Raw genomic sequence first — 26,468 nt, 5'->3', positions numbered from 1 at the left:
ATGAGGGATCCGTCAGACAACGCCGCCGCAGCTGCGAAAGCGCCCCACGGCATCGCCGACGTTGCGCGATCCGCCGGGGTGTCGAGTCGCACGCTCCGCCACTACGACGCCATCGGACTGCTGCCGGCCACCGCCGTCGGCGACGGCGGACTCCGCCGCTACGACGACCGGGCACTCGTCCGGCTGCAGCGCATCCTGCTGCTGCGCGGCACGGGCCTCGGTCTGTCCGAGATCGGCCGGCGGCTCGACACCGAGCCGGACGACGCGTCGGCGCTCGCCGCGCACGTCGTCGGCCTCGAGCGCGAGCGGGACCGGCTCGCCCGGCAGCTGGCAGCCGTCCGCACCACCATCGCCCGCATCGAGCACGGTGAGCGTCTGGCGGTGGTGGACGTGTTGGACGGGTTCGCCCCCGTGCCGTGACGGAACCAGGTTCCGGTCACGACACCACGGATCGGCGTGGTGCTGTGTCCGGAACCTGGTTCCGAGGGCGGGTGGTGCGGAGGGCGGCCGGGAGGCGCGGGGCGCGACCGCCTGGCGGGCTCGGGTCGTCAGAGCGACTTGCGCAGGGCTTCCAGGCCGTCCCGCAGACGCGTCACGGTGTCCGCGCGGAGCGTGCCGCGGGTCGCGCGCCGACGCAGGTCCGCGCGGACCTGCTGCCGGAACGACGACAGCGCCATCTCGAGCTCGCGCAGGGCACGGGCGCTCTCGGAGGGGACCGAGACGGGGTCCTCGTGGGCGCCGGTGCCGGGGCTCTCCGCCGAGGCGGCGAGGTCGGCACGGAGCGAGCGCATCGCCTCGCCGACCGAGGCGCGGACGCCGTCGGCCAGGGACTTCACCGAGTCGGCGACCCCGGACTCGACCGCGGCGATCTCGTCGGCACGCGCCGCGAGTTCGGTGCGACCGGCCTCGGTGATCGCGTAGACGGTCTTGCGGCCGTCGGCGGTCTTCGAGACCAGGCCCTCTTCTTCGAGCTTCGCGAGGCGCGGGTACACGGTGCCGGCACTCGGCACGTAGGTGCCGCCGAACCGGTCGCCGAGGGCCTGGATGAGCTCGTAGCCGTGCATCGGGTGGTCCGCCAGCAGCACGAGCAGGTACAGGCGGAGGTGGCCGTGGGCGAAGACGGGACTCATGCGGGCACCTCGCCGTCGTTGGTCGGTGTGGTGTCGGCGGCGGGAGCAGTACCGGAAACCCCGCCGGGCACTTCGCCGTCGTTGGTCGGGGCGGCCGGGGTGGTCGGAGCAGTCGGCGGAGCCGGGGTGGTCGGTGCGGCCGGGGTCGTCGGGGCCGCGGTCGGTTCCGCTGCCGCCGGCGGGGCGTGCAGCACCGCGATGTCGCCGGACACCGAGTTCACCCGCAGGTCGAGCCAGTGGCCGGCCAGCTCGCCGCCCTGCTTGACGTAGGAGCCGCGAACACCGCGGATCTCGGAGTCGTCGAACTGCAGCTTGCCCGACGCCGTGCTGACGGTGCACTGGTAGGCGACGCCGTCCTCGAGCCGGACGCTCACGCCGCCGGAGACCGTGTTGACGCGCGCCGACTCGGGCACGCCGTGCAGGTCGAGCACGACGTCGGCCGACACACCGTCCGCCTGGAACCGCGGGATCTCACCCGTGGCCACGACGTCACCCGAGACCGTGTGGACCGTCAGGGCGCCGTCGAGCTCGCGGATGGTCGTCGCGCCGGAGACGGCGTTGACCGTGACGTCGCCGGCGACACCGTCGACGACGAGGTCGCCGGACACCGTGTTGAGCATCGCGCCGCGGTTCGTGCCGGACAGCAGGGCGCCCGCCGAGACGACGCCCAGGGTGACCGAGGCGTCGCGGGGGACCAGGATGCTGACGTCCGCGAGTGCCTTGCCGCGGAACGACTTCAGGAACCCGATGGGGTCGTCCCACCGGATCTGCGGGTGGTCGACGGTGAGCGTGTCGCCGTCGACCTCGATCTTCAGCTGCTTGCCGGACACGCTGTGGACCTCGACCCGTGCGGTGGGTTCGTCGTGTGCGACGACGTCCACCTGACCACCGACGAGTCCGACACGGAGTGTGCGGACGATACCGGTGTCGATGACCTTGGGCTCGTCGACGAGCCACTTCTCCTGCGCCATGGTGCTTCCTCCAACTCGCGATGTATCGCGTCTGTGGAGGTCACGTTATATCGCGACTCGCGACTCCGCAAGGGGTTCGCGGACGGCCCGCCGCTCGGGGCTCCACGGGAACCGCCGGAAGAACGGCATGAGCGGCTGCACCATCGGGCCGATCGCGAAGGCGGCGATGACGGTGCCGGCCCCGACGTTCCCGCCGAGGATCCACCCGACGATGACGACCGACACCTCCACCAGGGTGCGCGCGAGCCAGAGCGGCCAGCCGAGGCGCTCGTGCAGCCCGACCATCAGGCCGTCGCGGGCCCCGGTGCCGAACCCCGCGCCGATGTAGAACGCCGTCGCGATCGCGAGCAGCACCAGGCCCCCGGCGAACAGGGCGATCCGGGCGAGCAGGCCGGAGGGCTCCGGCACGAGCCAGAGCACCAGGTCGGCGCTCGGTCCGATCGCCAGGGCGTTCAGCAGGGTGCCGATGCCCGGCTTCTGCCGCAGGGGGATCCAGAGCAGCAGGATGACGCCGCTCGACACGACGGTGATGACGCCGAACGACCACGGCACCACGTTCTCGAGGCCCTGCGTCAGGACGGTCCACGACGAGACGCCGACGACCGCTCGGACCTGCAGCGCGGTGGAGGCGCCGTAGAGGAACAGGCCGACGAAGAGCTGGACGAAGCGGAACGTGAGGGCGGTGCTGCGGGGCATGGGTTCATCGTCCGCTCCGATTGGACTGCTGGTCGAGAGCCAATCGCGCTACCGTGGACCCATGACCCCCGTGTTGCTGAGTGCCCGTTCTGCTGCCCTGCTGCTCACCGACTGGCGTGACGGCACCGATGCACCGGCCTACGAGGCACTGTCCGACGCCATCCGGGTGCTCGTCATCGACGGCCGGGTCGCGCAGGGGGTGCGGCTCCCGGCGGAGCGCGGGCTCGCCGCCGCTCTCGGTGTCTCCCGCACCACCGTGGCGAACGCGTACGCCCGGCTGCGGACCGACGGGTTCGTCGTGTCGGTCCGCGGCTCCGGCAGCGTGGTCCACCTGCCGGCGTCGCTCATCGGTCGCCCGGACCCGGAACGGCTCGGCGGCGTGGTCGACGACGAACTGCTGGACCTGCGCAAGGCCGCGTTGCACTCGGCTCCCGGGATCGCCGAAGCGGTCGAGCGGGCGATGCGGCACGTGCCAGCGGCGCTCGCCGGCATCGGGTACGACACCGTGGGCGACCCCGGGCTCAGAGCCGCCATCGCCGACCGGTACACCGCGCGCGGGCTGCCGACCGACCCGTCCCAGGTGATCGTGACGATCGGCGCGCAGCACGCCATCGCCCTGCTCGCCCGGGTGCTCGTCCGCCGCGGTGACGCCGTGCTCGTCGAGTCGCCGACCTACCCGCACGCGCACGAGGCGTTCCGCGAGGCCGGCGGACGACTCGTCGGCGTCCCGGTCGACGCGCGGACCGGGTGGGACGCCGCCGCGCTCGAGACGACGTTGCGCCGGACCGCCCCGGCCGTCGCCTACGTCATGCCCGAGCTGCACAACCCGACCGGTGCGACCATGACCGCGTCGACCCGCCAGCTCCTGCTGTCGGTCGCGGCGTCGGTCGGCACGACGGTGATCGCCGACGAGACGATGGGCGAGCTCCGCATCGAGGGCTCGCCGTCGCTGCCGTTGGCAGCGGCGGACCCGTCGGGGGCGTCGGTCGTGATGATCGGGTCGGCCGACAAGGTCTTCTGGGGCGGCCTGCGGATCGGGTGGATCCGCGCTGCACCGGCGCTCCTGCAGCGGCTGCTCGCCGCCCGCCCGACGGGCGACCTCGGCACGCCCGTGCTCGACCAGTTGGTCGCGCGGGAGCTGGTCCCACGGACGGCGGCCGTCCTGGAGGCGCGGCGCGAGTCCCTCAGACAGGGTCGCGACGACGTCGTGGGCGCGCTCAGGGCACGGCTCCCGGAGTGGGACGTCCCGTCGCCGGCGGGCGGGTTGACGACGTGGGTGGGCCTCGGGCGGCCGGTGTCGAGTGCGCTCGTGCTCGCCGCGCGGTCCGAGGGCGTGGTGCTGGCCTCGGGCGGGGTGTTCGGCCCCGACGGTGGGTTCGAACGGTTCCTGCGGGTGCCGTTCACGATGGCGCCGGCGGACCGCGGGCGTCTGGTGGACGTGCTCGAACGGGCGTGGGCGCGGGTGGGCGGGGAGTCGACCGGGGTGCGGGGCTCGCTCGCCGCGGTGGTCTGACGCCGGCACGTCATCCTCTGGGGTGAAGATGCACCCGCCATGTCGCTCCCCGGGGTGATGTGGCCCGGGACGGCTGCGGCGATGCTGATGCCATGAACGCGACCCTGTCCGCCGGTGCTCCGGCCGCTGCTGCGTCTCCGACGTCGTCCTCGTCGGCACCCTGCCCCGCGGTACCCGCCGTGGTGCGCGTCACGATGGCCCTGAGCGGTGCGCTGCTCGCCGGCGTCCTCACCTCGTTCGGGCAGGCCGTGCCGGCACTGTCGTCCGTCGCGAACTCGGCCGGCCCCTGGTTCCTCGTCGCCGTGGCGCTCTGCATCGGCGCCGGGGTCCGTGCCGGGCGGTTCGCCCTGCTGCTCGCGATGGCCCTCGGCGTCGTGTTGCTCGAACTCATGCACGTCGGGTACTGGGCCACGACGAACCTGCGCGGGTACCCCGACTCCCTCTCGTTGACGAACCCGTGGGTCCTGCTCGGCATCCCCGCCGGGCTGCTCGCCGGCGCGGTCGCGGTGTTCGTCCGGTCCCGTGACGCCCGCTGGCGTGCCGGCGCGTTCGGGGTCACCGCCGCGATCCTGATCGGCGAGGGTGTCCGCGCGCTGCTGCAGGTGGTGGCCACGACCGGACCGGTCACCTGGGTGGTCGAGATCGTCGTCGGTGTCCTGCTCCTGGCCGTCGGGGTGGGCACCGCACGCTCGTCCGTCGGCCGTGTGGTCGGACTGGGCACGGGAGTCGTCGGCACCGTCGGCGTGCTCGGGGCGTACCTGCTGCTGGGCGGCTGATCCGAAGGCCTGATGCGGGCGCGCACGGGCTGTGGCTGCGAGGATCGATGACGTGCACCTCCTCTCGGTCTTCAGCCTCCGCAACCGGGCCCTCATCGCGCTCGTCACCGTCGTCGTCGCGATCTTCGGCGGCATCGCGCTGTCGAACCTCAAGCAGGAGCTGATCCCGAGCGTCGAGTTCCCGCAGGTCGCGATCGTCAGCGCGTACCCCGGTGCCACGCCCGAGGTCGTGTCGAACGACGTCTCGACGAAGATCGAGCAGGCGATCCAGGTCGTGCCGGACCTCGAGTCCACCAGCGCGACCTCGTCCACCGGACAGAGCGTGGTGTCGGCGTCGTTCCAGTACGGATCGAACCTGGCCAGCGCCGAGGACAAGATCCAGACCGCGGTCAACGCGCTGTCGCTGCCCGACTCGGTGCAGACGCAGATCGTCACCGGGTCCTTCGACGACCTGCCGGTGCTGCAGGTCGCGGTCTCGGCGTCCGGCAACCAGGAGCAGCTCGTCGACCGGCTGCAGGCCTCGGCGATCCCCGACCTCGAGAAGCTCGACGGCGTGCGGCAGGCGGACGTCTTCGGCAACCCGGGCCGTCGCGTCGTCATCACGCCCGACCAGGACGAGCTCGCCGCCCGGGGCCTCACCCAGACGGCGATCTCGGACGCGCTCGACGACAACGGCACCCTGATCCCCGGCGGCACGATCACCGAGGACGGCTCGACGCTGTCCGTGCAGACGGGCGAGCGGATCGCCTCGCTCAAGGACATCCGCGCCCTGCCGCTGACGAGCTCGTCGAGTTCGTCGAGCTCGTCGGGTTCGGACGGGTCCGGGTCGGGCGCCGCTGGCGCCGACGGGACCGCATCGTCCGGTGACGGCACGGCTGCGGGTGCCACCGGTACGGGTGCGACCGCTGCTGCTCCCACCGGCGACGCTGCGACGGACACGTCCACGACCGCGGCCACGCCGACCGACACCACGCTGGGCGACGTCGCGAAGGTCGCCATCACCGAGTCGCCGCGCACCTCCATCAGCCGCGTGGACGGGCAGCAGGCGCTGACGATCTCGATCACGAAGACGCAGGAAGCGAACACCGTCGACGTCTCGAACACGGTGCGCGACGCCCTGCCCGGCATCGAGGACAAGATCGAGGGCGACCCCAGCTTCACCGTCGTCTTCGACCAGGCCCCCTACATCCAGCAGTCCATCGACTCCCTGGCCGAAGAGGGCCTGCTCGGGCTCGCCTTCGCGGTGATCGTCATCCTGGTGTTCCTGCTGTCGTGGCGCTCCACGCTCGTCACCGCGATCTCCATCCCGACGTCGGTGCTGCTCGCCGCGATCGGCATGCGCGCCGCCGGGTACACGCTCAACATCATCACGCTGGCGGCCCTCACGATCGCGATCGGCCGCGTGGTCGACGACTCCATCGTCGTCATCGAGAACATCAAGCGGCACATGCAGCCGGGCGTCGACCGCGGCCAGGCCGTGCGGGACGCCGTGCGCGAGGTCGCCGGTGCGGTCACCGCCTCGACCCTGACCACCGTCGCCGTGTTCCTGCCGGTGGCCTTCGTCGCCGAACTCGTGGGGGAGTTGTTCCGGCCGTTCGCCGTGACGGTCACCCTGGCGCTCGTCGCGTCGCTGTTCGTCTCGCTCACCATCGTCCCGGTGCTGGCGTACTGGTGGCTGCGCCCGCCGAAGGCCAAGCCGGGCTCCGCGACGACGGCAGCGGAAGCGCACACGGACGCGGAAGCGGCACCGTCGGCGATCGATGCCGAGCGGGAGCACGAGGGCGTCCGCTCGGAGGGTGCGCTCGCCTCCGCGGCGGATCTGCACGACGCCGGCCGGGTGGACCGCCTGCGCCGCGTCTACCTGCCGGTGCTCCGGTGGGTCGTCCGGAAGCCGGTCGTCGTCATCCTCCTCGCCGTGATCGTGCTCGGCGGAACGGTCGCCACGCTGCCGTTCGTCACCACGAACTACCTCGGCGACTCGGGGCAGAACACGTTCACGGTCACGCAGGACCTGAAGGCCGGTTCGAGCCTCGCCGTCCAGTCCGAGTCCGCACGCAAGGTCGAGCGGGCACTGCAGGACGTCGACGGCGTCGAGACCGTGCAGACCACCATCGGCACGAGCGGCCAGTCGATCCAGGCGGCGTTCGGCGGGGGTGGCAGCGCCTCGGTGCAGTACGCCGTGACGACCGACGCCGAGGCCGACCAGCCGACGATCCAGGCCGACGCCCGGAAGTCGATCGGGACGATCGAGGACGTCGGCGAGGTCACCATCGCGTCCTCCGGCGGCGGGTTCGGTGGCAGCAGCGACATCGAGGTCGACGTCACCGCGCCGACCCAGTCGCAGCTCGAGACGGCGTCGCGCCAGGTGCTGAAGACCATGCAGTCGGTCCCGGACACCACGGGCGCCACGAGCAACCTGTCCGCCGCGGAACCGTTCCTCGCCGTCCGGGTCGACCGGCAGAAGGCCGCGTCGCTGGGCCTCACCGAGACCCAGGTGGGTGGCCTCGTCGCCGCCGCCGTCTCACCGCGGGACACCGGCAGCATCGAGATCGACGACGCGACGCTCGACGTCTACATCGCCGACCCCGAGCCGCCGACGACCATCGCCGCACTCCGTGCCCTCGACGTCCCGACGAGCACCGGCACCGTCCCGCTGTCCGACGTCGCCACGGTCGAGGAGTCCGAGGGGCCGACCACCGTTACCACGACGAACGCGGCCCGCACCGCCACGATCACCGTGACGCCCGACGCCACCAACCTCGGTGCCGCCGTGCAGTCCGTCACGACCGCCGTCGACGAGCTCGACCTGCCGAAGGGTGCGACCGCCTCCATCGGTGGCGTCGCCGCCAGTCAGTCGTCGGCGTTCTCGCAGCTCGGGCTCGCGGTGCTGGTCGCCGTGCTGATCGTCTACGTGATCATGGTCGCGACGTTCCGGAGCCTGCTCCAGCCGCTGCTGCTGCTCGTGTCGGTGCCGTTCGCGGCGACGGGCGCGATCCTGCTGCAGATCGCGTCCGGCGTCCCGATCGGCGTCGCGTCGCTGATCGGTCTGCTCATGCTCGTCGGCATCGTCGTGACCAACGCGATCGTGCTCATCGACCTCGTCAACCAGTACCGACGGCGCGGGTTGCGGGTGCGCGAGGCGTTGATCGAGGGCGCCACGCGACGCCTCCGTCCGATCCTGATGACGGCGATGGCGACGATCTTCGCGCTGCTGCCGATGGCGATCGGCCTGACCGGCAAGTCCGGGTTCATCTCGCAGCCGCTGGCACTGGTCGTGATCGGCGGCCTGGTGTCCTCGACACTGCTGACGCTCGTGGTGCTGCCGGCGCTGTACTTCGTGGTCGAGCGAGCCCGGGAACGGCGGGCCGACCGGCGTGCGGCTGCGGCGGCCGCGGCGGACTAGCGGCGGTCCGGGCTAGCGGCGGTACTCGGCGTCGACGGCCGCGATGGCGGCGGTCGTGAGCGGCACCGGGACCGTGGCCGGCACGACGGGCGCAGTGGCCCGGTGGTCAGCACGCTCCTCGCGCTCGACGGCCCGGAACCACGACACGAGCACGCAGGTGAGCGTGACCAGGAAGACGACCCCGGCCCCCTGCGCGAACACGGCCATCTGCCCGGTCGCGGCCGCGTACCCGCCGAAGGCCATGGTGGCGGCGAACGACAGCCCGAGCAGCAACTCCGCAGAGGTCTGCAGCGCGGAACGGTCCCAACGGGTCGCAGCGGCGCGGGCAGGGCGGGTCGAGGTGTCGGTCACCCCCGAAGTCTGCGGCGTGGCGCCGATCGGCAGTAGTCCCGACTCCGGGTGCCACCCACCCGGGGCACGCGGCGGTGTGCGTTGCAGCGAGCGCACCGGCGCCCCCTCCCGCCCGTGTCCCCGCGCCCGTTCCCGTTCCCGCGAAAGCGACATTTCCCCGCCGAACACCGGCGGCACAGAGACGCTTTCGCGGCACGGACGGCCGCTCGTCGGCGAGAAGTGTCGCTTCAGCGGCACACAGCCAGCCCGCGGTCGTACCTCCACCGGCCCGCGAGTCAGCCGAGCTGGGTCCGCAGGAACGTCGCGACGCGTCGGCTCATCGCCTCGTCGAGCTGGGCGATCGAGTGCGCCGTGCCCTCGACCTGCACGAACGTGACCGGCACGTCGTTCGACCGGAGCGTGGCCGCGAACTCCTGCGACTCCCACAGCGGGATGAACTCGTCCGTCGAGTGCCCGATGAAGAACGGTGCCGTGTCCGAGGTCACGTGGTACTCCGGCGACGCACGGGTGGCCGCCGGACACTTCGCGTACGTCCGGCAGCCGAGGTAGAGCAGCTGCTTCCGCTGGAAGGACGCCGACACCCCGTCGGCCCGGGTCGAGCGTGACGTCAGGTTCGTGGGGCCGCTCAGGTCGACGACCGCACGGATCCGGTCGCCCTCGGCGTACGCGGCGGACTCGTGGTCGGTCACCGCGAGCATCGCCGCGAGGTTGCCGCCGGCGCTGCCGCCGAACACGCCCACGCGCTGGGAGTCGACGTCGTAGGTCTCGAGCGTCGCGGGACGGAACACGTAGTCGAGCGCGCGGCGCACGTCGTCGAGGCCGGCCGGGAACGGGTCCGTCGGCGCCAGCCGGTAGTCCACGTTGAACGTCACGAAGCCCTCGGACGCCAGGTACTTGCACACCGACCGGTACGCCGCGGTCGCCTTGTCGCCGTGCGACCAGCTGCCACCGTGGATCATGAGCACCGCCGGCCGACCGGTGGCGGCCGCAGCTGCTGCCGGATCGGGCGTCGCGGTGGCGGACGGCGTCGCCGTCGGGGTCGCGGTCGTCTCCGGGGCGCTGTCGGCCGGCAAGCAGACGTCGAGTCGCTGCAACGGGGCCGTGCCGTACGGCACGTCGGCGACCACGTCGATGCCGTGGTACTCCAGCGACAGCGGGTAGATGACGCTGTCCGCGGTGACCGTCGCGTTCTCGTCGCCGACGGGGTCCGTGCTGCAGGACGCGACCGCGCCGAGCGCCACGACCGCGGCGACGAGCGCGAGCACTGTGCGGCGGCCGGACTTCATCGGTTCCACGGTAGCCGCACCCGGAGCCGCCCACGTCACCCCAGCGGAGGAACCCAGCGGAGGACCCACGACAGTGCCAGGATGAGAGCAGGGGGCATCCGCCGCCCGGACCGCAGGAGGACCCGTGAGCCGTCGCAAGGCCTGGAACGCCGATCCCGAACCACTGCTCCGCGTCGAACCGGGCTTCCGCCTGGACCAGGTCGACCCGGACGCGACGCCGGGCTTCCCCGGCCGCAAGATCGACGGGCTCGAAGCGCTCGCCGCGGGGGCCTCCCGTCTCGCCGCCCTGCAGGAGCGGCTGTACGCGGCGTCGACCGCCGGCGACCAGCGCCGGGTGCTGCTGGTCCTGCAGGCGATGGACACCGCCGGCAAGGGCGGCATCGTCTCGCACGTCGTCGGTGCGGTCGACCCGAACGGCGTGCGCTACGCGGGCTTCAAGGCCCCGACGGCCGAGGAGCGCGAGCACGACTTCCTCTGGCGCATCGAGCGGCAGCTCCCGAGCGCCGGGCAGCTCGGCGTGTTCGACCGCTCGCACTACGAGGACGTCCTCATCCAGCGCATCCGGGCGTTCGCGGCGCCGGACGAGATCGAGCGACGCTACGGCGCGATCACCGAGTTCGAGGACCGCCTCACCGCCGAGGGCACCACGATCGTCAAGGTGATGCTGCACATCTCGAAGGACGAACAGCGCGAACGCCTCGGCGAGCGACTCGACCGCCCCGACAAGCACTGGAAGTTCAACCCGGCCGACATCGACGAGCGCCTGCTGTGGGATCGCTACCAGGACGCGTACCAGATCGTGTTCGACCGGACCTCGACCCCGCAGGCGCCCTGGTACGTCGTGCCGGCGAACCGCAAGTGGTACGCCCGCCTGGCGGTGCAGCAGCTCCTGCTCCGGGCACTCGAGGACATGCAGCTCTCGTGGCCGAAGGCGGACTTCGACGTGGCCGAGCAACGACAGCGGCTCGCCGAGTCCTGACCGACGGGCAGGCCGGGAGGCCCGGGCCGGGTCCGGCTCGCGGCCGTCCGTCGACGACGGGGCTGGCATCAGAGCGCGGGGTCGCGTAGACTCGCTCGGTCGGCCTTCGACGCCGTGACATCGTGATCACGGGCTTTTTGTTGGGTGTGTGTTGCTCGAGGGCTGGAATCACGTCGAATCGCGACGGGATGAACCCCCTCTCCGCAAGCAGCCCCCGCCGATGTCGCTGTCGGGCGCTGCGGTTCGTTGCGCACCCGAGAAAGCAGACATGGCCCCGTACAACAAGGGCGCGGACAACCGCGCCTCCGACCGTCCCCGCCACCCGAACGGCACCCCCGCCGCACGCAGCAGCAAGCACCGCGGGTTCCGCGCTGCCGAGCCGACCGCGCCGCGCCAGAAGCAGCGCTGGGACGCCGAGGAGCGTCGCGGCCGCTCGGCGCAGGGCGAGCGCCCCGCCCGCCCGAACTGGGAGCCCCGCGACAGCGGTGGCCAGCGCCGCCCGGAGCGCGACGACCGCGGTGGACGCGGCTTCAACCGTGACGACCGTGCTCCCCGTCGCTTCGACCGCGACGACCGCGCCCCGCGCAGCTTCAACCGTGACGACCGTGCGCCCCGTCGTGACAACGACGACCGTCCCCGTCGCTTCGACCGCGATGAGCGAGCGCCCCGTCGTGACAACGACGACCGTCCCCGTCGCTTCGACCGTGACGACCGCGCCCCGCGCAGCTTCAACCGCGACGATCGTGCTCCCCGTCGTGACAACGACGACCGTCCCCGTCGCTTCGACCGTGACGACCGCGCCCCGCGCAGCTTCAACCGTGACGATCGTGCTCCCCGTCGTGACAACGACGACCGTCCCCGTCGCTTCGACCGCGATGACCGCGCTCCGCGCAAGTTCGACCGCGACGACCGCACGGACCGTGCCCCGCGCCGCTCGTTCGACGAGCCGGAGCGCGGCAAGTTCGTCCCCGCCGACGACGTCAAGCTCGCGAAGCTCCAGGCCGAGTCCACCGTCGCGTCCGACGTCGAGGGCGTGACCTTCGGCGACCTCGGCATCGGCGGCAACATCTCCCGTGCGCTGGCCGAGCTCGGCGCCAGCAGCCCGTTCCCGATCCAGGCGGCGACGATCCCCGACGTGATCGCCGGCAAGGACGTCCTCGGCCGTGGCCGCACGGGCTCCGGCAAGACCATCGCGTTCGGCGCCCCGCTCGTCGAGAAGCTCATGGAGCACGGCGGCGGCACGAAGCGCAAGATGGGCCGCGCCCCGCGTGCGCTCATCCTCGCGCCGACCCGCGAGCTCGCCCTGCAGATCGACCGCACGGTGCAGCCGATCGCCCGCTCGGTGGGGCTGTTCACCACGCAGATCTACGGCGGTGTCCCGTACGGCCGCCAGGAGGGTGCGCTCGAGCGCGGTGTCGACATCATCGTCGGCACCCCCGGTCGTGTGCAGGACCTCATGAACAAGGGGAAGCTCGACCTCAGCGAGGTCGTCATCTCCGTGCTCGACGAGGCCGACCACATGTGCGACCTCGGGTTCCTCGAGCCGGTGCAGGAGATCCTCTCCGCCACCGCCGAGGTCACCCCGCAGGGCAACCGCGCGCAGAAGCTGCTGTTCAGCGCGACGCTCGACACCCAGGTCGCGGCGCTCGTCGAGCAGTTCCTGCACGAGCCGAGCGTGCACGAGGTCGCGGGCGAGGACCAGGCGTCCTCGACCATCGACCACCGTGTCCTCGTGGTCGAGCAGCGCGAGAAGGACCGTGTCCTCGAGGAGCTCGTCGCCGGTGACGGCAAGACGATCGTCTTCGCCCGGACCCGCGCCTACGCCGAGCGTCTCGCCGACCAGTTCGAGGACGCCGGCATCCGTGCCACGTCGCTCCACGGCGACCTGAACCAGTCGCGCCGCACCCGCAACCTGCAGCTCCTGACGAGTGGCCGGGTGAACGTGCTCGTCGCCACCGACGTCGCCGCCCGTGGCATCCACGTCGACGACGTGTCGCTCGTCGTGCAGGCCGACGCCCCGGACGACTACAAGGCGTACATGCACCGTTCCGGCCGCACGGGTCGTGCCGGCAAGGAGGGCACCGTCGTTACCCTCGTCCCGCGTGGCCGCATCCGCAAGATCGAGGGCATCCTCGAGCGTGCCGAGATCGCGGCGGACCTGGTGCAGGCCGCCCCCGGTGACGGCATCGTGTCAGAGCTCGCCGCGCGGTAGACGCGACCCCGAGACGGACGGGAGGCCCGGTACCAGCTGGTACCGGGCCTCCCGTCCGTCACATGGTGAGCAGCAATGGTCGGGTCCCGGAGTCGGACCCGACCATTTCTGCTCACGAAGCGCGCCCGCGACCGCGCTCGCGCGACCGCGCTCAGCGGTTGAAGAACAGCAACCCGCGCACGAAGCCGGCCTGACCGGCGTGCTGCGTGCAGTCGTCGAGGATGCTCACGAGCCGGGCGCCGGCGGTGACGGGCGGGTCCCACGTGTCGTCGACCACGGGGTCGAGGTCGTCCGGACCGAGCGTGCCGAGGTACGCGACGGTGCGGTCGTGGACCGCGCGCAGGTACCCGGTGAGCAGCGCAGCAGAGGCGCGCACGCGACCGACGTCGTCGCGGGACATGCCGTAGCCCAGGGCCTCGGCCGGGAACGGCAGACCGAACCGCTCGTACCAGCCGTCCGCGGTCCACACCTGCGCGGTGCCCGCCAGGTCGGCGATCTGGACGTCCTGCCCGCGGGCGATGTGCCACGCGAGCCACGCCAGGGTGTTCGCCCCGGCGGCCGGACGCGCTGCGAGCTGGTCCTCGGACAGGCCGTCGACGGCGCGTTCGACGGTCTCGGGCACGCGGGAGAACGCTTCGATCAGGACTTCGGACGGTGTCATGCGCACCACGCTACGCGCGCGCTGCGACACAGGGGGTCACGCAGATCGTCAGGCGGAACGGGCCGCGGTCTCCGCACGCGAGTGGCGGTCGAGGGCGTCGCCGAGCCCGGTGAACGCTGCGGCGAGCCGGACCCGGTCGGCGGGGGCGACGACCTCGCGGAAGGCGTCCGAGTAGACGGCGCCGATCTGCCGGGCGACCTCGGCGCCCGAGGCGGTGAGGTGCAGCAGCACACTGCGACGGTCCTGCGGATTCGGGCGGCGTTCGAGGTGCCCGCGCTGCTCGAGGCGGTCGACGAGCGAGGTCATGGCGCCGGTGGTGAGCTCGAGGTACTCGCCGGCCTGCTTCGGGGTGACCCCGTCGCCGTCGGCCGCTGCGAGGAAGAACACGAACCGGGTGTCCGTGGCGTTCAGCCCGCGCACGACGCTCTCGTGGTGCAGGACGCGGGCGTGCTGCGTCTGGAGCATCCGGAAGGCCGTGAGGAGCTGCGCCAGGTCCGTGTCCGCGTCCACGATGTCGGGCAGCGAGACGGTCGGTGACACGGGAGCGGGCGGCAGGGTGTCGGGCAGGACGGGCTGGGTGGTGTCCGTCATCGGCAGCTCTTCTCGGCAGGGGGTGGGATGACTCAGTCAACAAGTATCTCACTCGTCAAGACACCCCCAGCACGGGGGTAGTGCCTTCCCTTGTGAGTTGCTCGGCGGAAAAGTAGCTTGATCGTCGTAACAACCACCCCGGCTCCGACGCGACCAACCACCGCGACCACGGCGCCACCGTTTCCGGATCAGGAGCCCTCGCAATGTCTCGTGTCACCCCTCGCGCCGCCCGTCTCGCGGCCTGGATCGCCATCCCCGCCGCCCTCGTCGCCTCGGGTGTCGTCGTCTCGACCGCGTCCTACTCGGCGTTCTCGGCGACCACCGTCAACCCGACGAGCAACTGGACCGCCGGCAGCGTCGCGCTCTCCGACGACGACAACAACACCGCACTCTTCACCGCGACCGCCCTGAAGCCCGGTTCGACCGGCGCGAACTGCATCACGGTCACCTCGACGGGCTCGCTGCCCTCGACCGTCAAGCTGTACGGCACCGCCGCCGCCACGACGAAGGACCTCGCGGCGAACATCAGCCTGACCGTCGAGCAGGGCACCGGCGGCGGCTTCGGCTCCTGCACCGGCTTCACGCCGCTCGCCACCGGCGGCACGATCACGGCTGCGAACACCACGCTGGCGTCCTTCGGGACAGCGGCGACGAACTTCGCCACCGGCGTCGGCTCGTGGGCCCCGACCGGCACCGCGTCCGAGTCGCGCGTCTACCGCTTCTCCTACAAGGTCTCGGACACCGCCCCGAACACGGTCCAGGGCGGCACCGCGGCGCTCGGCTTCACCTGGGAAGCCCAGAACAGCTGACCCGGGGAGCACTCCCCACCCGGTGACCGGGGCTGAGCCCGAGCCAGCCCCGGCCGCCACCCCCGAGAACGCGCCCCCGGTCGAAGGCAGTCATGAGCAGCATCGCAGTGCACGGTGGTCCCACACCGCACGCCGTGCTCCGTGACGTCGTCGACTGGGTGCGCGTCGTCGTCGGCACCGTCGCACGCGGTGTGGTCGCCACCCTCCTCGGCCTCGCCCTCTGGGCGGCCGCGCCCGCGGTGATCGGTTGGCAGCCCACCACGGTGATGACCGGGTCCATGGAGCCGCGGCTCACGTCCGGTGACGTGGTCGTCTCGCGACCGGTCGCGTCCGGCGAGGTCCGGACGGGCAAGATCCTGCTCGCCGACGACCCCGACCAGTCCGGCCACCTGCGCATGCACCGGTACGTCGAGGACGGCCCGGGCGGCACCCTCGTCACGAAGGGCGACGCGAACCCGCAGCAGGACTCGACGCCGCTCGAGCGCTCGGCCGTGCACGGGGTCGCGTTCCTGCGCATCCCGTTCGTCGGGGCGCCGGTCCTGTGGCTCCGACAGGGGGAGTGGACGAAGGTCGTCGTGCTCGCGCTCGGCCTGACGGCGCTGCTCGCGCTCTGCACGGTCGACGGGTCGCTCCGCCGCCTCACGGTGGTCGACGACGAGCGCGACGACGACGGCGACGGCTCGGACGGGGGCGACGACGCCCACGGGTCGGGCGGCGGCCCGTCGGACGGTGCCGACACCGGCCGGGAGGCGCGGGACGACGCCGCCACGCGCCTGGCGTCCGGCGCGACGACCGTCGTCACCCGTCGCTCACTGCGGGTGCACGAGCGTCGCGTCCAGCGGCTGCGCCGCTTCGGCGGCGCCGCGGCGGTCCTCGCCATCGCGGGCAGCGTCGGGGTGCTCGTGCCGGCGCAGGCGGTGGCCGTGCCGTGGTCGCGGACGACGGTGAACCCGGGTTCGACCTTCACGGCGGGCACGGCGACCGGTGTGCCCACGCTGACCTGCACCGCAGCGTCGTCGAACACCGTGACGATCGCCTGGACGTACACGGACCCGACGGTGCCGAACTCCTTCGACCTGGTGAACGGGACGACCCAGCTCGCCACCGCCACGACCGCCGGACAACGTTCGCTCGTCTACGGCGGTGCCGGCCTGCTCGACCTCGGCACGACGTACACGTTGAACCTCCGCACGAACCTCGGCAACGGGTGGACCGCCACCAGCACGCCGACCGTCAAGGTCAAGGTCGTGTCGGTCCTCGGTCTGGCCTCGGCGAGCTGCGTGCCCTGAGTTCTCCCCAGGCGGCGGTTCTCCCCAGGCGGCGCGCGGCCGTCCGGCGATGTCCCCGGCCGGCGTTACCGTGTCCGCATGCGCATCCTGCACACCGGCGACTGGCACCTCGGCCGCACGCTGCTCGGTGCCGACCTCCTCGAGCACCAGGCGGCGTTCCTCGACTGGCTCGTCGACCTCGTGCAGGACCGCTCCGTCGACCTCGTCGTGATCGCCGGTGACGTGTACGACCGGGCGATCCCACCGATCGACGCCGTCCGCATGCTGTCCCGGGTGCTCGAACGCCTGGCGCAGACGGCGACCGTGGTGCTCACGCCGGGCAACCACGACTCCGCCGCACGCCTGGGGTTCGGCGCCGGTGTGATGGACCGCCGGGTGCGCATCCTCGCCGAACCCGCCCGGATCGCCGACCCGGTGCTCGTCGACGACGCCGACGGCCCGGTGGCGGTCTACGGCATCCCCTACCTGCACCCGGACCTGACCCGGTACGCACTGGCCGACGTGCCGGACGAACCGCTCGCACGGTCGCACCACGCGGTCGTGCACGCCGCCACCGAACGGATCCGTTCCGACCTCTCACTGCGGGGGAGCACCCGCAGCGTCGTCGTCGCGCACGCCTTCGTCGGCGGGGCCGATCCGAGCGACAGCGAACAGGACATCCGCGTCGGCGGTGTCGACCGGGTGGCCGAGTCGGTCTTCGACGGCTTCGACTACGTCGCCCTCGGGCACCTGCACGGTCCGCAGCGGGTCGGCGACGGCGGCCGGATCCGGTACGCCGGCTCACCGCTGGCGTTCTCGTTCGGCGAGCGGCACCAGCAGAAGTCGGTGACCCTGGTCGAACTCGACGCCGGCGGCGCCGTCAGCACCGAGCTCGTGCCGGCCCCGGTGCCGCGGCGCCTGGTCGACGTCCGCGGCAGCATCGACGACGTCGAGTCCGGGGTCTTCCGAGCCGACGCCGATGCGTGGGTCCGGGTGGTCGTGACCGACACGGTGCACCCCGAGCGCATGTACGCCCGGGTCAAGGACCACTTCCCGCACGCGTTGGCGATCACGCACGAGCCCGCCGACCGTGGCCCGGCGACCGCCGCCCGCGCGGTCACGGCGACGTCCGACCCGGTCGAGGTCGCAGCCGACTTCGTGACCTTCGCCACCGGTGCCGCGCCCGACGACGACGAGCACGCCGTCCTGACCGAGGCGTACGAGGCCGCGGTGCTGGCGCTGCAGCGCGAGGGGGACCGCTGATGTACCTGCACCGACTCGAGCTCCGTGCCATCGGGCCCTACCCCGACCTGGTGTCCATCGACTTCGCAGCGCTCGCGGCCTCCGGTGTGTTCCTGCTCGAGGGGCCGACGGGTTCCGGCAAGTCGACCATCATCGATGCCGTCGTGTTCGCCCTGTACGGCGGGCTCGCCGGCTCCGACGCCAGCTCCGACCGCCTGCACAGCCAGCACGCCGACCCCGCCGTGGAGCCCTTCGTCGAGCTCGTCTTCGAGACCGGTGCCGGGACCTACCGGGTCCGCCGCACCCCGCAGTACGACCGACCGAAGCAACGGGGGACCGGCACCGTCAAACAGCAGGCGTCCGTGCAGCTGTTCCGCCTGGCGAACCCGTCCGACGTCGCCGGTGAACCCATGTCGTCGCGCATCCCCGAGGTCGGCGTCGAGATCGGCCGCATCATCGGGCTGGACCGCGCGCAGTTCCTGCAGACCGTGGTGCTGCCGCAGGGCGAGTTCGCACGGTTCCTGCGGTCCCCGGGTGAAGACCGCCGCAAGCTCCTGCAGTCGCTGTTCGGCACGCAGGTCTACGACCGCACCGCCGACGAACTCGCCGCGCGACGCCGCGCCGTGCAGGCCGAGGTCGACGGCGCCGACGACCGCGTCCGCGACGCCCTGAACCGCTTCGCCCAGGCCGCCGGTCTCGACGGCGCCGACGAGTCCGCCGTGCCGTCGACCGTCGCGTCGATCCGCGCGGCAGCCGACGCCGCTGCGGCCGTCCGTGCTGCGGCAGCCTCGGCAGCGACGACGGCAGCCGAGCACGAACAGGTGGTCACGGCGCGTGCGACCGCCCTCGGACGACGTGCGGGGCTCCTCGCGCGGCAGACCGCGCTCGACGTCGACGCCCCCGCCGTCGACGACGCCCGGGCGACCGTGGCCCTCGGCGAACGCGCCGCACGGGTCGCCGCCGTGGCCGACGGACTCGACGCCGAGGTCCTGCGGGCGGAGGAGACCACCGCGGCGGCCCGGGCGGTGCGCGATCGCCACGGGGTCACCGAGGCCCCCGACGTCGTCGTGGGCCGGCGCGATGCCCTGGCCGACGACCTGTCCGCGGTGCGCCACCTCGTCGCGGTCGAGGACGGCTCCGCTGCTCGACGGTCCGCCATCGCCGAGGCCGTCGCGACCGCCGAGCAGCTCGCCGTGCAGCTGGTCGCGCTCGACGCCGCGCTCGACGCCCGACCGGCCGAACGGGCCCGCATCGTCGAGGCCGCACGCACCGCGGCCCGGACCGCAGCCGACGCGGACGCCGCAGCGCACGAGGTCACCCGCGTCCGGTCCCTCCGGGCCGAGCTGGTGGCGCGCGACCACGCGGCGCAGCGCGTCACCGCCGCCGAGCAGACCGTCACCGCGGCACGACGATCGGCGACCGAGGCCCTCGCCGCCGAGCGCGCGCTCCGTGAACGCCGGATCGCCGGCCTCGCCGGAGAACTCGGCGCAGCGCTCACCACCGGGGACCCCTGTCCGGTCTGCGGGTCGACGGAACACCCGTCGGTGGCCACCCCGCAGGACGACCACCCGACCACCGAAGCCGTCGACGCCGCGGGCGACGCCACCCGGCGTGCGGACCAACGCCTCGCCGAGGCCGCGTCGGACCTGGCGGTCGAACGCGCCGAGCACCAGCGGCTGGTCGACGTCGTCGGCACGGTCGACGCCGCAGCGCTCGATGCACTGACCGAGGCCGCCGACGCCCGGGTCCGGGCCGCGCACGCCGCCGCCGCCCTCGTCCTGCAGCACGAGCGGCACCGGGCGGAGCACGACACCGAGACCGGTCGGCTCCAGCGTGAGCGGAACGACCTCGACGCTCGTCGCACCGTCCTCACCTCGACCGCGCAGGTCGACGCCGAGCGACTCGACACCGACCTCGGCACCGTGGCCGCGGCACGCGAACGGCTCGGCGCGCTCCTCGACGACCACCCCACGACGCTCCGGGCGGCCGTCGAGCTGCTCGACGAGCGACTCGAGGCGTACCGCGCGGTCGTGCAGGCCGACGAACGGGTGGCCGCCGCGACCCGTGCCCGCGACGACCGTCGTGCCGAGGTCGCCCGGGTCCTCGACGACCAGGGCTTCGCCGACGTCGCCGCAGCGCGGGCCGGACGGCTCGACCCCGGCGACACCGAACGGCTGCGGGCGCGGATCAGCGCAGCCGAGGCCGAGCGTGCCGTCGTGGTGGCCGGTCTCGCCGAGCCGTCCGTGGTGGCCGCGGCGGACGACTCCGCGGAACGTCTCGACCTCGACGGCGCCCGCGTCGCTCGCGAGCGCACCGCCGCCGAACTCGACCGGGCCACCGGGGCGGCTGCCTCCGCCGCCGACCGGGCCGACGCGGTCGACCGGTGCGCGACCGAGGTGACCCGTGCGACCCGCGCCCGTGACGAGACGTCGGCGCGCAGCCGCGCCGTGGTCCGGCTCGCCGACATCGCGAACGGCGTCACCGCGGCGAACCCGACCGGCATCACCCTGGGTACCTACGTGCTCATGCGTCGGTTCGAGGACGTCGTCGCCGCGGCCAACGACCGACTCCGGGGGATGCTCGCGGGCCGGTTCACGCTCGAGACCTCGGACGAACGCGAGTCGGGATCACGGGCACGCCGGACCGGACTGGCACTCGCCGTGCACGACCACACCACCGACACCGTGCGGGACCCCCGCAGCCTGTCCGGCGGCGAGACGTTCACGGTCTCGCTGTGCCTGGCGCTCGGCCTGGCCGACGTCGTGCAGGCCGAGGCCGGAGGGGTCTCGCTCGGCACGCTCTTCGTCGACGAGGGGTTCGGCACGCTCGACCCGGAGACCCTCGACGACGTCATCGGGCAGTTGTCCCGGTTGACCGCGGGCGGACGGCAGGTCGGCATCGTCAGCCACGTCGAGGAACTCAAGCAGCGGATCCCGGAGCGGATCGCCGTGCGGCGCACCGCTGCCGGCGGCTCGCACGTGACGACGACCGTCTGAGGCCGTCGGCCGTCACCGCCGTGGCGGACCGCTACGGGGTCGGCGTGGACTCCACGGTGCCGTCGGGCGGCGGCAGGATGTCCGCGGCGATCCACGGGAACACCCACTGGAACAGCACGAACACGATCGCCGCGAGCAGCACGAGCAGCTCGAGCACCTTCAGGACGGTGGGTCCGGGCAGCAGCCGCCAGACCAGGGGGAAGATCACTTGGCCGTCTCCGAGAGTTCCTTCGGGGTGCCCTCGGACGCGGGCATCCAGTAGTCGAGCTTCGCGTGCGTGACGAACCGTTCGGCCGCCGACCACATCGGGTGGCACGCGGTGAGGGTCAGCCAGCGGTCCGACGGCGAGGGGTCGACTCCGGGCTTGTTCGGCACCGGCGCGATCGTCTCGATGTGGTCCGGTGTGACGATCTGGCTGTCGGTGACCTTGTAGACGTACCAGACGTCGAACTTCGTCTTCGCGTCGGTGACCCGCACGACGACGGAGTCGCCCTTCTTGAGTTCGGCGATCTGGTTGAGCGGCTTGCCGTAGGTCACGCGGTGGCCGGCGACGGCGAAGTTGCCGGGGGCTCCGGGCATCGCGGTGTCCTGGTAGTGCCCGAGGCCGATCGTGTTCAGGACCTTCTCGCGGTCCGTGCCCTCGCCGATCGGACGGTTGTAGTCCTTGCCGAAGCGGGGGATCTGCATCGTGCCGAAGACGTCGGAGAGATCCGGCGGCTCCGCCAGCACGGGTGCGGTCCCACGGTGCTCGGTGCCGGCCTTGTCCGGGGTCTTCAGCTGGTCGAGCCCCTCGACGAGCTTCGACTGCTCGTTGACCGCCACGACGTCGGTCCACCATGCCGTCCACACCACGTACAGGCCGGTGCCGGCGCCCGCGATGATGAGCAGTTCGGCGATGAGCGAGACGATGGCCCCACCGACCGTCTGGCGCCTCCGGGGGGAGCGCCGCCCGGATCGTCTGCCGCTGTCCTCGTCCCGCGCGCTGCGGCGCGACGGGATGGTGTCGTGTGCGGTCACGGGGCTCCTGATCGGGTGGTCGGTCGGACAGGTCTATCAGATCACGACGACCGCCCGGTGACGACGTTCTCCACACCCCGTAACGTGGGGGGATGGAGTACCGGATCCGCCCGTTCCGCGCCGACGACACCGATGCGGTCGTCGCCCTCTGGGAATCGTGCGGTCTCGTCCGCCCGTGGAACGACCCGCGCCGCGACATCGCGCGCAAGGCCACGGTCCAGCCCGAGCTCTTCCTGGTGGCGGAGGGTGGGACCGGCGGGGTCGTCGCTGCGGGGATGGCCGGCTTCGACGGACACCGCGGCTGGGTGAACTACCTCGCCGTGCAGCCGGACCTGCAGGGCTCGGGCCTCGGCCGGACGCTGATGGCGGAGTTCGAGCGGCTCCTCACCGACCTCGGCTGCCCGAAGGTGAACCTGCAGATCCGGGCCGGAAACGAGCGGGTGCTCGGCTTCTACGAGTCCCTCGGCTACTCCGACGACCGCACGGTGTCGCTCGGCAAGCGGCTCATCCCCGACGTCTGAGCCGTCCCGTCACGCCAGGGTCAGCCCCACCGACGCGACGAACGCGAGCGCGATGCCGACCCACTGCGGCGAGGTCAGCCGCTCGCGCAGCACCACGCCGGCCAGCACGACCGTGCCGATCGGGTAGAGCGCGTTGAGCACGCTCACGACGGGCAGTGTGCCCGGGTCGTCGCTCGCGTGCAGCGCCGCCTGGATGCACACGTTCGCCAGGGCGTCGAAGACGCCGCACCCCGCGACCGTCAGCAGCAGACGCGGCGGCCACCAGCGTCCTGGAGGCACGGCAGACCCCGCGACGTCGACCGACGCAGCGGGGTCTGCCGCGCCTCCAGACCGCGCCCCGCGCCCGGCACGCACCGTCACCACGAGCGCCGCTGCGCCCAGCAGCACCGTCTGCAGCACCCGCGCGACCACGAGTGGGTGGATGCCCGCGCCCGGCGGGGTCGCGTCGTACGCGAGCACGATGCCGCCGAACCCGCACCCGGCCACCGCTGCGGCGACGACCCCGCGCACGGTGGGGCGTGCACCCGAGGTGTCCCGCACCGCGGCCACCAGCACCACCGCGACGACGGCCACGACCACCGCGGCGATCGCCAGCGGTGACAGGACGGTCCCGCGGGCGACGGCCACCACGACCGGGACGACGGCCGCGAACACGGCGGTCAGGGGTGACAGCACGCTCATCGGGCCGATCGCCAGCGCGGCGTAGAGGAGCAGGACCCCGACCGCGCCGGACAGCCCCGCGACGGCGCCCCAGAGGGTGCTCGTCCACGACGGTGACCCCCCGAGCACGGCCAGACCGATCAGCAGCGGCACGATCCCGATCGCCGCGGCCACGGCGGCGACCGTCACCGGACGGACGCGCCGTGACGCGAGCCCGCCGAGGAAGTCGGCGAAGCCGTAGACGACGGCTCCGGACAGGCCGAACAGCACGGTGAGCACGGGTCCCATCCTGCCCGGCCCGGTAGCCTGCGTGGCGTGAGCGTTCCCTACCACCGCCTGCCCCGTGTCGACGCACGATGGAGGTGGTGGCGCCCGCTGGTCGCCCTCGCGTTCCTGGCGGGCTGGTACCTCGCGTCCCAGGTGCTCATCACCGTCGCCTACTTCATCCCGGTCGCTGCGGTCGGGGGCGAGTCCGGCCTCTACGACCTGCTCGAGGACCTGCAGCGCGGCGCGCTCGACCCGACGGATCCGCTCGTCCTGTCGCTGACCCTGGTGTCGCTGGTCATCCTGCTGCCCGGCGTGCTGCTGGCGGTCAGGGTCGCACGCCTCGGGCCCGGCGCGATCCTGACGTCGACGCGCTTCCGGGTGCGGTGGGCGTGGACGGCGTGGTGCGTGCTGCCGACCCTGGTCATCGCGGCGGTCATGTTCGTGGTGCAGACCGGCCTCTTCTGGGACGGCGGGATGATCACGACCGACGGCGGCTTCGCGTGGAACCACGCCGCGATCGGTCAGTCGACGGTCTCCCTCGGCACCCTCACGCTCACGATCGTCCTCGTCGTGCTGCTCGTGCCGTTCCAGGGCGCGGCCGAGGAGTTCATCTTCCGCGGCTTCCTGATGCAGACGATCGCCTCGTGGATCCCGTGGCGGATCTTCGGCACGGTCATCGCCGTCGCGGTGTCGACCGTCGTCTTCGCCGTGCTGCACATCCCGAACGGCTACAACGTCTGGGGCATCCTCGACGTCGGTTCGTTCGGCCTGATCGCTGCGATCATCGTGCTCCGGACCGGGGGGCTCGAGGCCACCGTCCTGCAGCACGCCTTCAACAACATCATGATCTTCGTGCTGCAGGCTCCGGGCTGGTCGGGGATCGACCTGGCCTCCTCGGACGCCAACGGCACGCTCGGCGGCTGGCTCGTCACCCTCGGCACGTCGCTCGCGTTCTGGGGCATGGTCGAACTCCTGGCGTGGTGGCGGAAGCTCGACCGCACGTTCGCCGGACACCAGGCGCCGCGGTTCCGTGGCACGCCACCGGACTGGGCGGGTGGCAAGCGCTGGTTCGGTCCGGCGGGCACGGGTTGGGCCGTCGCGCCGACCCGCGCCGGCACTGTGGACACAGCCGCTGTGGACAGTGCCGTGGGTGTCGCCGGTCGCCCGTAGGCTCGTGGCATGAGCACCACGCCCGCGCCCGCCGCCGTGTCTGCTTCGCGAGCCGCAGCGCTCGACGTCCTGCACCGCGTGTGGGGCTACGACGACTTCCGTGGCGAGCAGGCGGCGATCATCGACCAGGTGGTCGCCGGCGGCGACGCCCTCGTGCTCATGCCCACCGGCGGCGGCAAGTCGCTCTGCTACCAGGTGCCCGCGCTGGTGCGCGACGGCGTCGGGGTCGTGGTGTCGCCGCTCATCGCCCTCATGCAGGACCAGGTCGACGCCCTCGCGGCGAACGGGGTCCGTGCCGCCTTCCTCAACTCCACGCAGGGGCCCGACGAACGGTCCCGGGTCGAGCGCGCGGTCGTCCAGGGCGAGGTCGACATGCTCTACCTCGCACCCGAGCGGCTCCGGCTCGAGTCCACCCGTGCGCTCCTCGACCGGGCGAGGGTCTCGCTGTTCGCCATCGACGAGGCGCACTGCGTCGCCCAGTGGGGCCACGACTTCCGGCCGGACTACCTCGAGCTGAGCGTCCTGCACGAGCGTTGGCCGACCGTGCCCCGGATCGCCCTGACCGCCACGGCGACCCCGCAGACCCACCGCGAGATCTCGGCGCGGCTCGGCCTCGACGACGCCGCGCACTTCGTCGCCGACTTCGACCGCCCGAACATCCAGTACCGCATCGAACCGAAGACCGGTGCGCTGCAGCAGCTCCTCACCTTCATCCGCACCGAGCACAGCGGCGACTCGGGCATCGTCTACTGCCTGTCGCGCAAGTCGGTCGAGCGGACCGCCACCGCCCTGGCCGAGCAGGGCATCCAGGCGCTGCCGTACCATGCGGGCCTCGACGCCCGGGTGCGTGCGCGCAACCAGTCGACCTTCCTGCGCGAGGACGGCATCGTCATGGTCGCGACGATCGCCTTCGGCATGGGCATCGACAAGCCCGACGTCCGCTTCGTGGCGCACCTCGACCTGCCGAAGTCGGTCGAGGGGTACTACCAGGAGACCGGTCGTGCCGGGCGCGACGGACTGCCCTCGACCGCGTGGCTGGCGTACGGCCTGAACGACGTCGTGCAGCAACGACGGATGATCGACCAGTCCGAGGGCGACGCCGCACACCGTCGGCAGCTCAGCGCCCACCTCGACGCCATGCTGAGCCTGTGCGAGACGATCGAGTGCCGGCGAGTGCGACTGCTCGCGTACTTCGGGCAGGAGTCCACGGCCTGCGGCAACTGCGACACGTGCATCGCCCCGCCCGAGTCGTGGGACGGCACCGTTCCCGCGCAGAAGCTGTTGTCCACGGTCGTCCGCCTCGAGCGTGAGCGCGGCCAGCGGTACGGTGTCGCCCACCTCGTCGACATCCTGGTCGGCAAGCAGTCGCCCCGCGTCCAGGAGCTGCAGCACGAGTCGTTGGCGACCTTCGGCATCGGCTCCGACCTGTCCGACGGCGAGTGGCGCGCGGTGGCCCGACAGCTGCTCGCGCAGGGCTACGCCGCGGTGTCCGGCGACGGCTTCGGCACGGTCGTCCTCAGCCCGACGAGCGCCGAGGTCCTGACCGGCAAGGTCCAGGTCCGGATGCGTCGTGACCCGGTGAAGGCACCGCGGGCGAGCCGGTCGTCCCGCCGGACCGTGGTCACCGACATGCCCCAGCAGGCGGTCGGACTGTTCGAGGCCCTCCGGGTCTGGCGTGCCGCCCAGGCGCGCGAGCAGGGCGTTCCGGCGTACGTCGTGTTCAACGACGCGACGCTCCGGGGCATCGCGGCGGTGCGTCCGGCCGACGTCGACCAGCTCGCCGAGATCTCCGGGGTCGGTGCCGCGAAGCTCGAGCGGTACGGCCGCGCGGTGCTCGACGTCGTTGCGTCCGAGGCCGTCTGACGCCACCGCCGAGCGTGCATGCCGCAGCGGGCATGGAGCGCCGGCCGGCGTGATTACACTCGGGAGTCCGCCGTCACGACGAGGAG

Annotated in this window: 23 protein-coding genes; 13 read left to right on the top strand and 10 right to left on the bottom strand. The window is 72.5% G+C overall.

The features are described 5' to 3' along the window. On the top strand, positions 1-420 hold the full coding sequence (locus EDF63_RS00550; protein WP_123310254.1) for a MerR family transcriptional regulator: 420 nt from the start codon (positions 1-3) through the stop codon (positions 418-420). Between the two features lie 128 nt (positions 421-548). Here EDF63_RS00550 and EDF63_RS00545 read toward each other — a convergent pair whose 3' ends face one another. The 3 genes from EDF63_RS00545 to EDF63_RS00535 are packed head-to-tail and all read right to left on the bottom strand — an operon-like array spanning position 549 to position 2,797. Next, complete coding sequence (locus EDF63_RS00545; protein WP_123310252.1) at positions 549-1,130, bottom strand: PadR family transcriptional regulator; 582 nt, start codon at positions 1,128-1,130, stop codon at positions 549-551. Continuing rightward, positions 1,127-2,101, bottom strand: coding sequence for a DUF4097 family beta strand repeat-containing protein (locus EDF63_RS00540; protein ID WP_123310250.1), 975 nt, complete (start codon positions 2,099-2,101; stop codon positions 1,127-1,129). Before EDF63_RS00540 ends, EDF63_RS00545 begins: the two co-directional genes overlap by 4 nt. Before the next feature lie 45 nt (positions 2,102-2,146). Beyond that, positions 2,147-2,797, bottom strand: a complete 651-nt coding sequence (locus EDF63_RS00535) for a YitT family protein (RefSeq protein ID WP_123310248.1) — start codon at positions 2,795-2,797, stop codon at positions 2,147-2,149. Between the two features lie 61 nt (positions 2,798-2,858). Between EDF63_RS00535 and EDF63_RS00530 the strand changes: the two genes are divergently transcribed. From EDF63_RS00530 to EDF63_RS00520, 3 genes are all read left to right on the top strand, one after another. Then, positions 2,859-4,310, top strand: a complete 1,452-nt coding sequence (locus EDF63_RS00530; protein WP_123310246.1) for a PLP-dependent aminotransferase family protein — start codon at positions 2,859-2,861, stop codon at positions 4,308-4,310. Positions 4,311-4,402: 92 nt separating this feature from the next. Continuing rightward, positions 4,403-5,086, top strand: a complete 684-nt coding sequence (locus tag EDF63_RS00525) for a DUF6518 family protein (RefSeq protein WP_148061677.1) — start codon at positions 4,403-4,405, stop codon at positions 5,084-5,086. Positions 5,087-5,138: 52 nt separating this feature from the next. Beyond that, positions 5,139-8,489 (top strand): efflux RND transporter permease subunit, encoded by a 3,351-nt coding sequence (locus EDF63_RS00520; protein WP_260232904.1) that lies wholly within the window; start codon positions 5,139-5,141, stop codon positions 8,487-8,489. Positions 8,490-8,501: 12 nt separating this feature from the next. Here the strand turns inward: EDF63_RS00520 and EDF63_RS00515 are convergent, their stop codons facing one another. Continuing rightward, a complete protein-coding gene (locus EDF63_RS00515) occupies positions 8,502-8,840 on the bottom strand; it encodes a hypothetical protein (RefSeq protein WP_123310242.1) in 339 nt (112 codons plus the stop codon). Between the two features lie 275 nt (positions 8,841-9,115). Beyond that, the gene (locus EDF63_RS00510) at positions 9,116-10,126 is read right to left on the bottom strand and encodes an alpha/beta hydrolase (protein ID WP_123310240.1); all 1,011 of its coding nucleotides are present in this window, start codon (positions 10,124-10,126) and stop codon (positions 9,116-9,118) included. Positions 10,127-10,250: 124 nt separating this feature from the next. On the opposite strand from EDF63_RS00510, the gene EDF63_RS00505 reads away from it, so the two are divergent. After that, positions 10,251-11,105: a PPK2 family polyphosphate kinase gene (locus EDF63_RS00505; protein ID WP_258373280.1), complete on the top strand. Its 855-nt coding sequence runs from the start codon at positions 10,251-10,253 to the stop codon at positions 11,103-11,105. A 268-nt stretch (positions 11,106-11,373) separates the two neighbouring features. Next, positions 11,374-13,317, top strand: coding sequence for a DEAD/DEAH box helicase (locus EDF63_RS00500; RefSeq protein WP_123310238.1), 1,944 nt, complete (start codon positions 11,374-11,376; stop codon positions 13,315-13,317). A gap of 151 nt (positions 13,318-13,468) precedes the next feature. On the opposite strand, the gene EDF63_RS00495 is transcribed toward EDF63_RS00500, so the two are convergent. Both EDF63_RS00495 and EDF63_RS00490 read right to left on the bottom strand, forming a co-directional pair. After that, on the bottom strand, positions 13,469-13,978 hold the full coding sequence (locus EDF63_RS00495) for a mycothiol transferase (RefSeq protein ID WP_123310236.1): 510 nt from the start codon (positions 13,976-13,978) through the stop codon (positions 13,469-13,471). A 48-nt stretch (positions 13,979-14,026) separates the two neighbouring features. Beyond that, positions 14,027-14,569: a MarR family winged helix-turn-helix transcriptional regulator gene (locus EDF63_RS00490; RefSeq protein ID WP_123310234.1), complete on the bottom strand. Its 543-nt coding sequence runs from the start codon at positions 14,567-14,569 to the stop codon at positions 14,027-14,029. A 203-nt stretch (positions 14,570-14,772) separates the two neighbouring features. On the opposite strand from EDF63_RS00490, the gene EDF63_RS00485 reads away from it, so the two are divergent. The 4 genes from EDF63_RS00485 (at position 14,773) to EDF63_RS00470 (ending at position 20,884) form a co-directional block, all read left to right on the top strand. Next, entirely contained in the window at positions 14,773-15,378 is a 606-nt protein-coding gene (locus EDF63_RS00485; protein ID WP_123310232.1) for a hypothetical protein, read from the top strand. Positions 15,379-15,470: 92 nt separating this feature from the next. Continuing rightward, positions 15,471-16,667, top strand: coding sequence for a signal peptidase I (locus tag EDF63_RS00480; RefSeq protein ID WP_123310230.1), 1,197 nt, complete (start codon positions 15,471-15,473; stop codon positions 16,665-16,667). Between the two features lie 78 nt (positions 16,668-16,745). Further along, positions 16,746-17,909: an exonuclease SbcCD subunit D C-terminal domain-containing protein gene (locus tag EDF63_RS00475; protein WP_123310228.1), complete on the top strand. Its 1,164-nt coding sequence runs from the start codon at positions 16,746-16,748 to the stop codon at positions 17,907-17,909. Continuing rightward, positions 17,909-20,884, top strand: a complete 2,976-nt coding sequence (locus EDF63_RS00470) for an AAA family ATPase (RefSeq protein WP_123310226.1) — start codon at positions 17,909-17,911, stop codon at positions 20,882-20,884. Before EDF63_RS00475 ends, EDF63_RS00470 begins: the two co-directional genes overlap by 1 nt. A 31-nt stretch (positions 20,885-20,915) precedes the next feature. Here EDF63_RS00470 and EDF63_RS18510 read toward each other — a convergent pair whose 3' ends face one another. Together EDF63_RS18510 and EDF63_RS00465 are read right to left on the bottom strand one after the other, a co-directional pair. Continuing rightward, entirely contained in the window at positions 20,916-21,092 is a 177-nt protein-coding gene (locus tag EDF63_RS18510; protein ID WP_185021323.1) for a hypothetical protein, read from the bottom strand. Beyond that, positions 21,089-21,901 carry a class E sortase gene (locus EDF63_RS00465; RefSeq protein ID WP_260232903.1) on the bottom strand — a complete coding sequence of 271 codons (813 nt, stop codon included), beginning with the start codon at positions 21,899-21,901 and terminating at the stop codon, positions 21,089-21,091. The genes EDF63_RS18510 and EDF63_RS00465 overlap by 4 nt, the downstream gene beginning before the upstream one ends. Positions 21,902-21,993: 92 nt before the next feature. Here EDF63_RS00465 and EDF63_RS00460 point away from each other — a divergent pair, with 92 nt between their 5' ends. Then, positions 21,994-22,422 carry a GNAT family acetyltransferase gene (locus EDF63_RS00460; protein WP_123310224.1) on the top strand — a complete coding sequence of 143 codons (429 nt, stop codon included), beginning with the start codon at positions 21,994-21,996 and terminating at the stop codon, positions 22,420-22,422. Between the two features lie 9 nt (positions 22,423-22,431). Here EDF63_RS00460 and EDF63_RS00455 read toward each other — a convergent pair whose 3' ends face one another. Next, positions 22,432-23,361 carry an EamA family transporter gene (locus EDF63_RS00455; protein WP_185021220.1) on the bottom strand — a complete coding sequence of 310 codons (930 nt, stop codon included), beginning with the start codon at positions 23,359-23,361 and terminating at the stop codon, positions 22,432-22,434. A gap of 36 nt (positions 23,362-23,397) precedes the next feature. Between EDF63_RS00455 and EDF63_RS00450 the strand changes: the two genes are divergently transcribed. Both EDF63_RS00450 and recQ read left to right on the top strand, forming a co-directional pair. Continuing rightward, positions 23,398-24,519: a CPBP family intramembrane glutamic endopeptidase gene (locus EDF63_RS00450; RefSeq protein ID WP_123310220.1), complete on the top strand. Its 1,122-nt coding sequence runs from the start codon at positions 23,398-23,400 to the stop codon at positions 24,517-24,519. 9 nt (positions 24,520-24,528) lie between these two features. Further along, entirely contained in the window at positions 24,529-26,382 is a 1,854-nt protein-coding gene (recQ, locus tag EDF63_RS00445; RefSeq protein WP_123310217.1) for a DNA helicase RecQ, read from the top strand. Positions 26,383-26,468: the final 86 nt, after the last annotated feature.

Source organism: Curtobacterium sp. JUb34 (assembly GCF_003755065.1).
Classification (GTDB): domain Bacteria; phylum Actinomycetota; class Actinomycetes; order Actinomycetales; family Microbacteriaceae; genus Curtobacterium.
The sequence above is the reverse complement of the archived record's forward strand: the minus strand, read 5'-3'. Positions and strand labels throughout refer to the sequence as shown.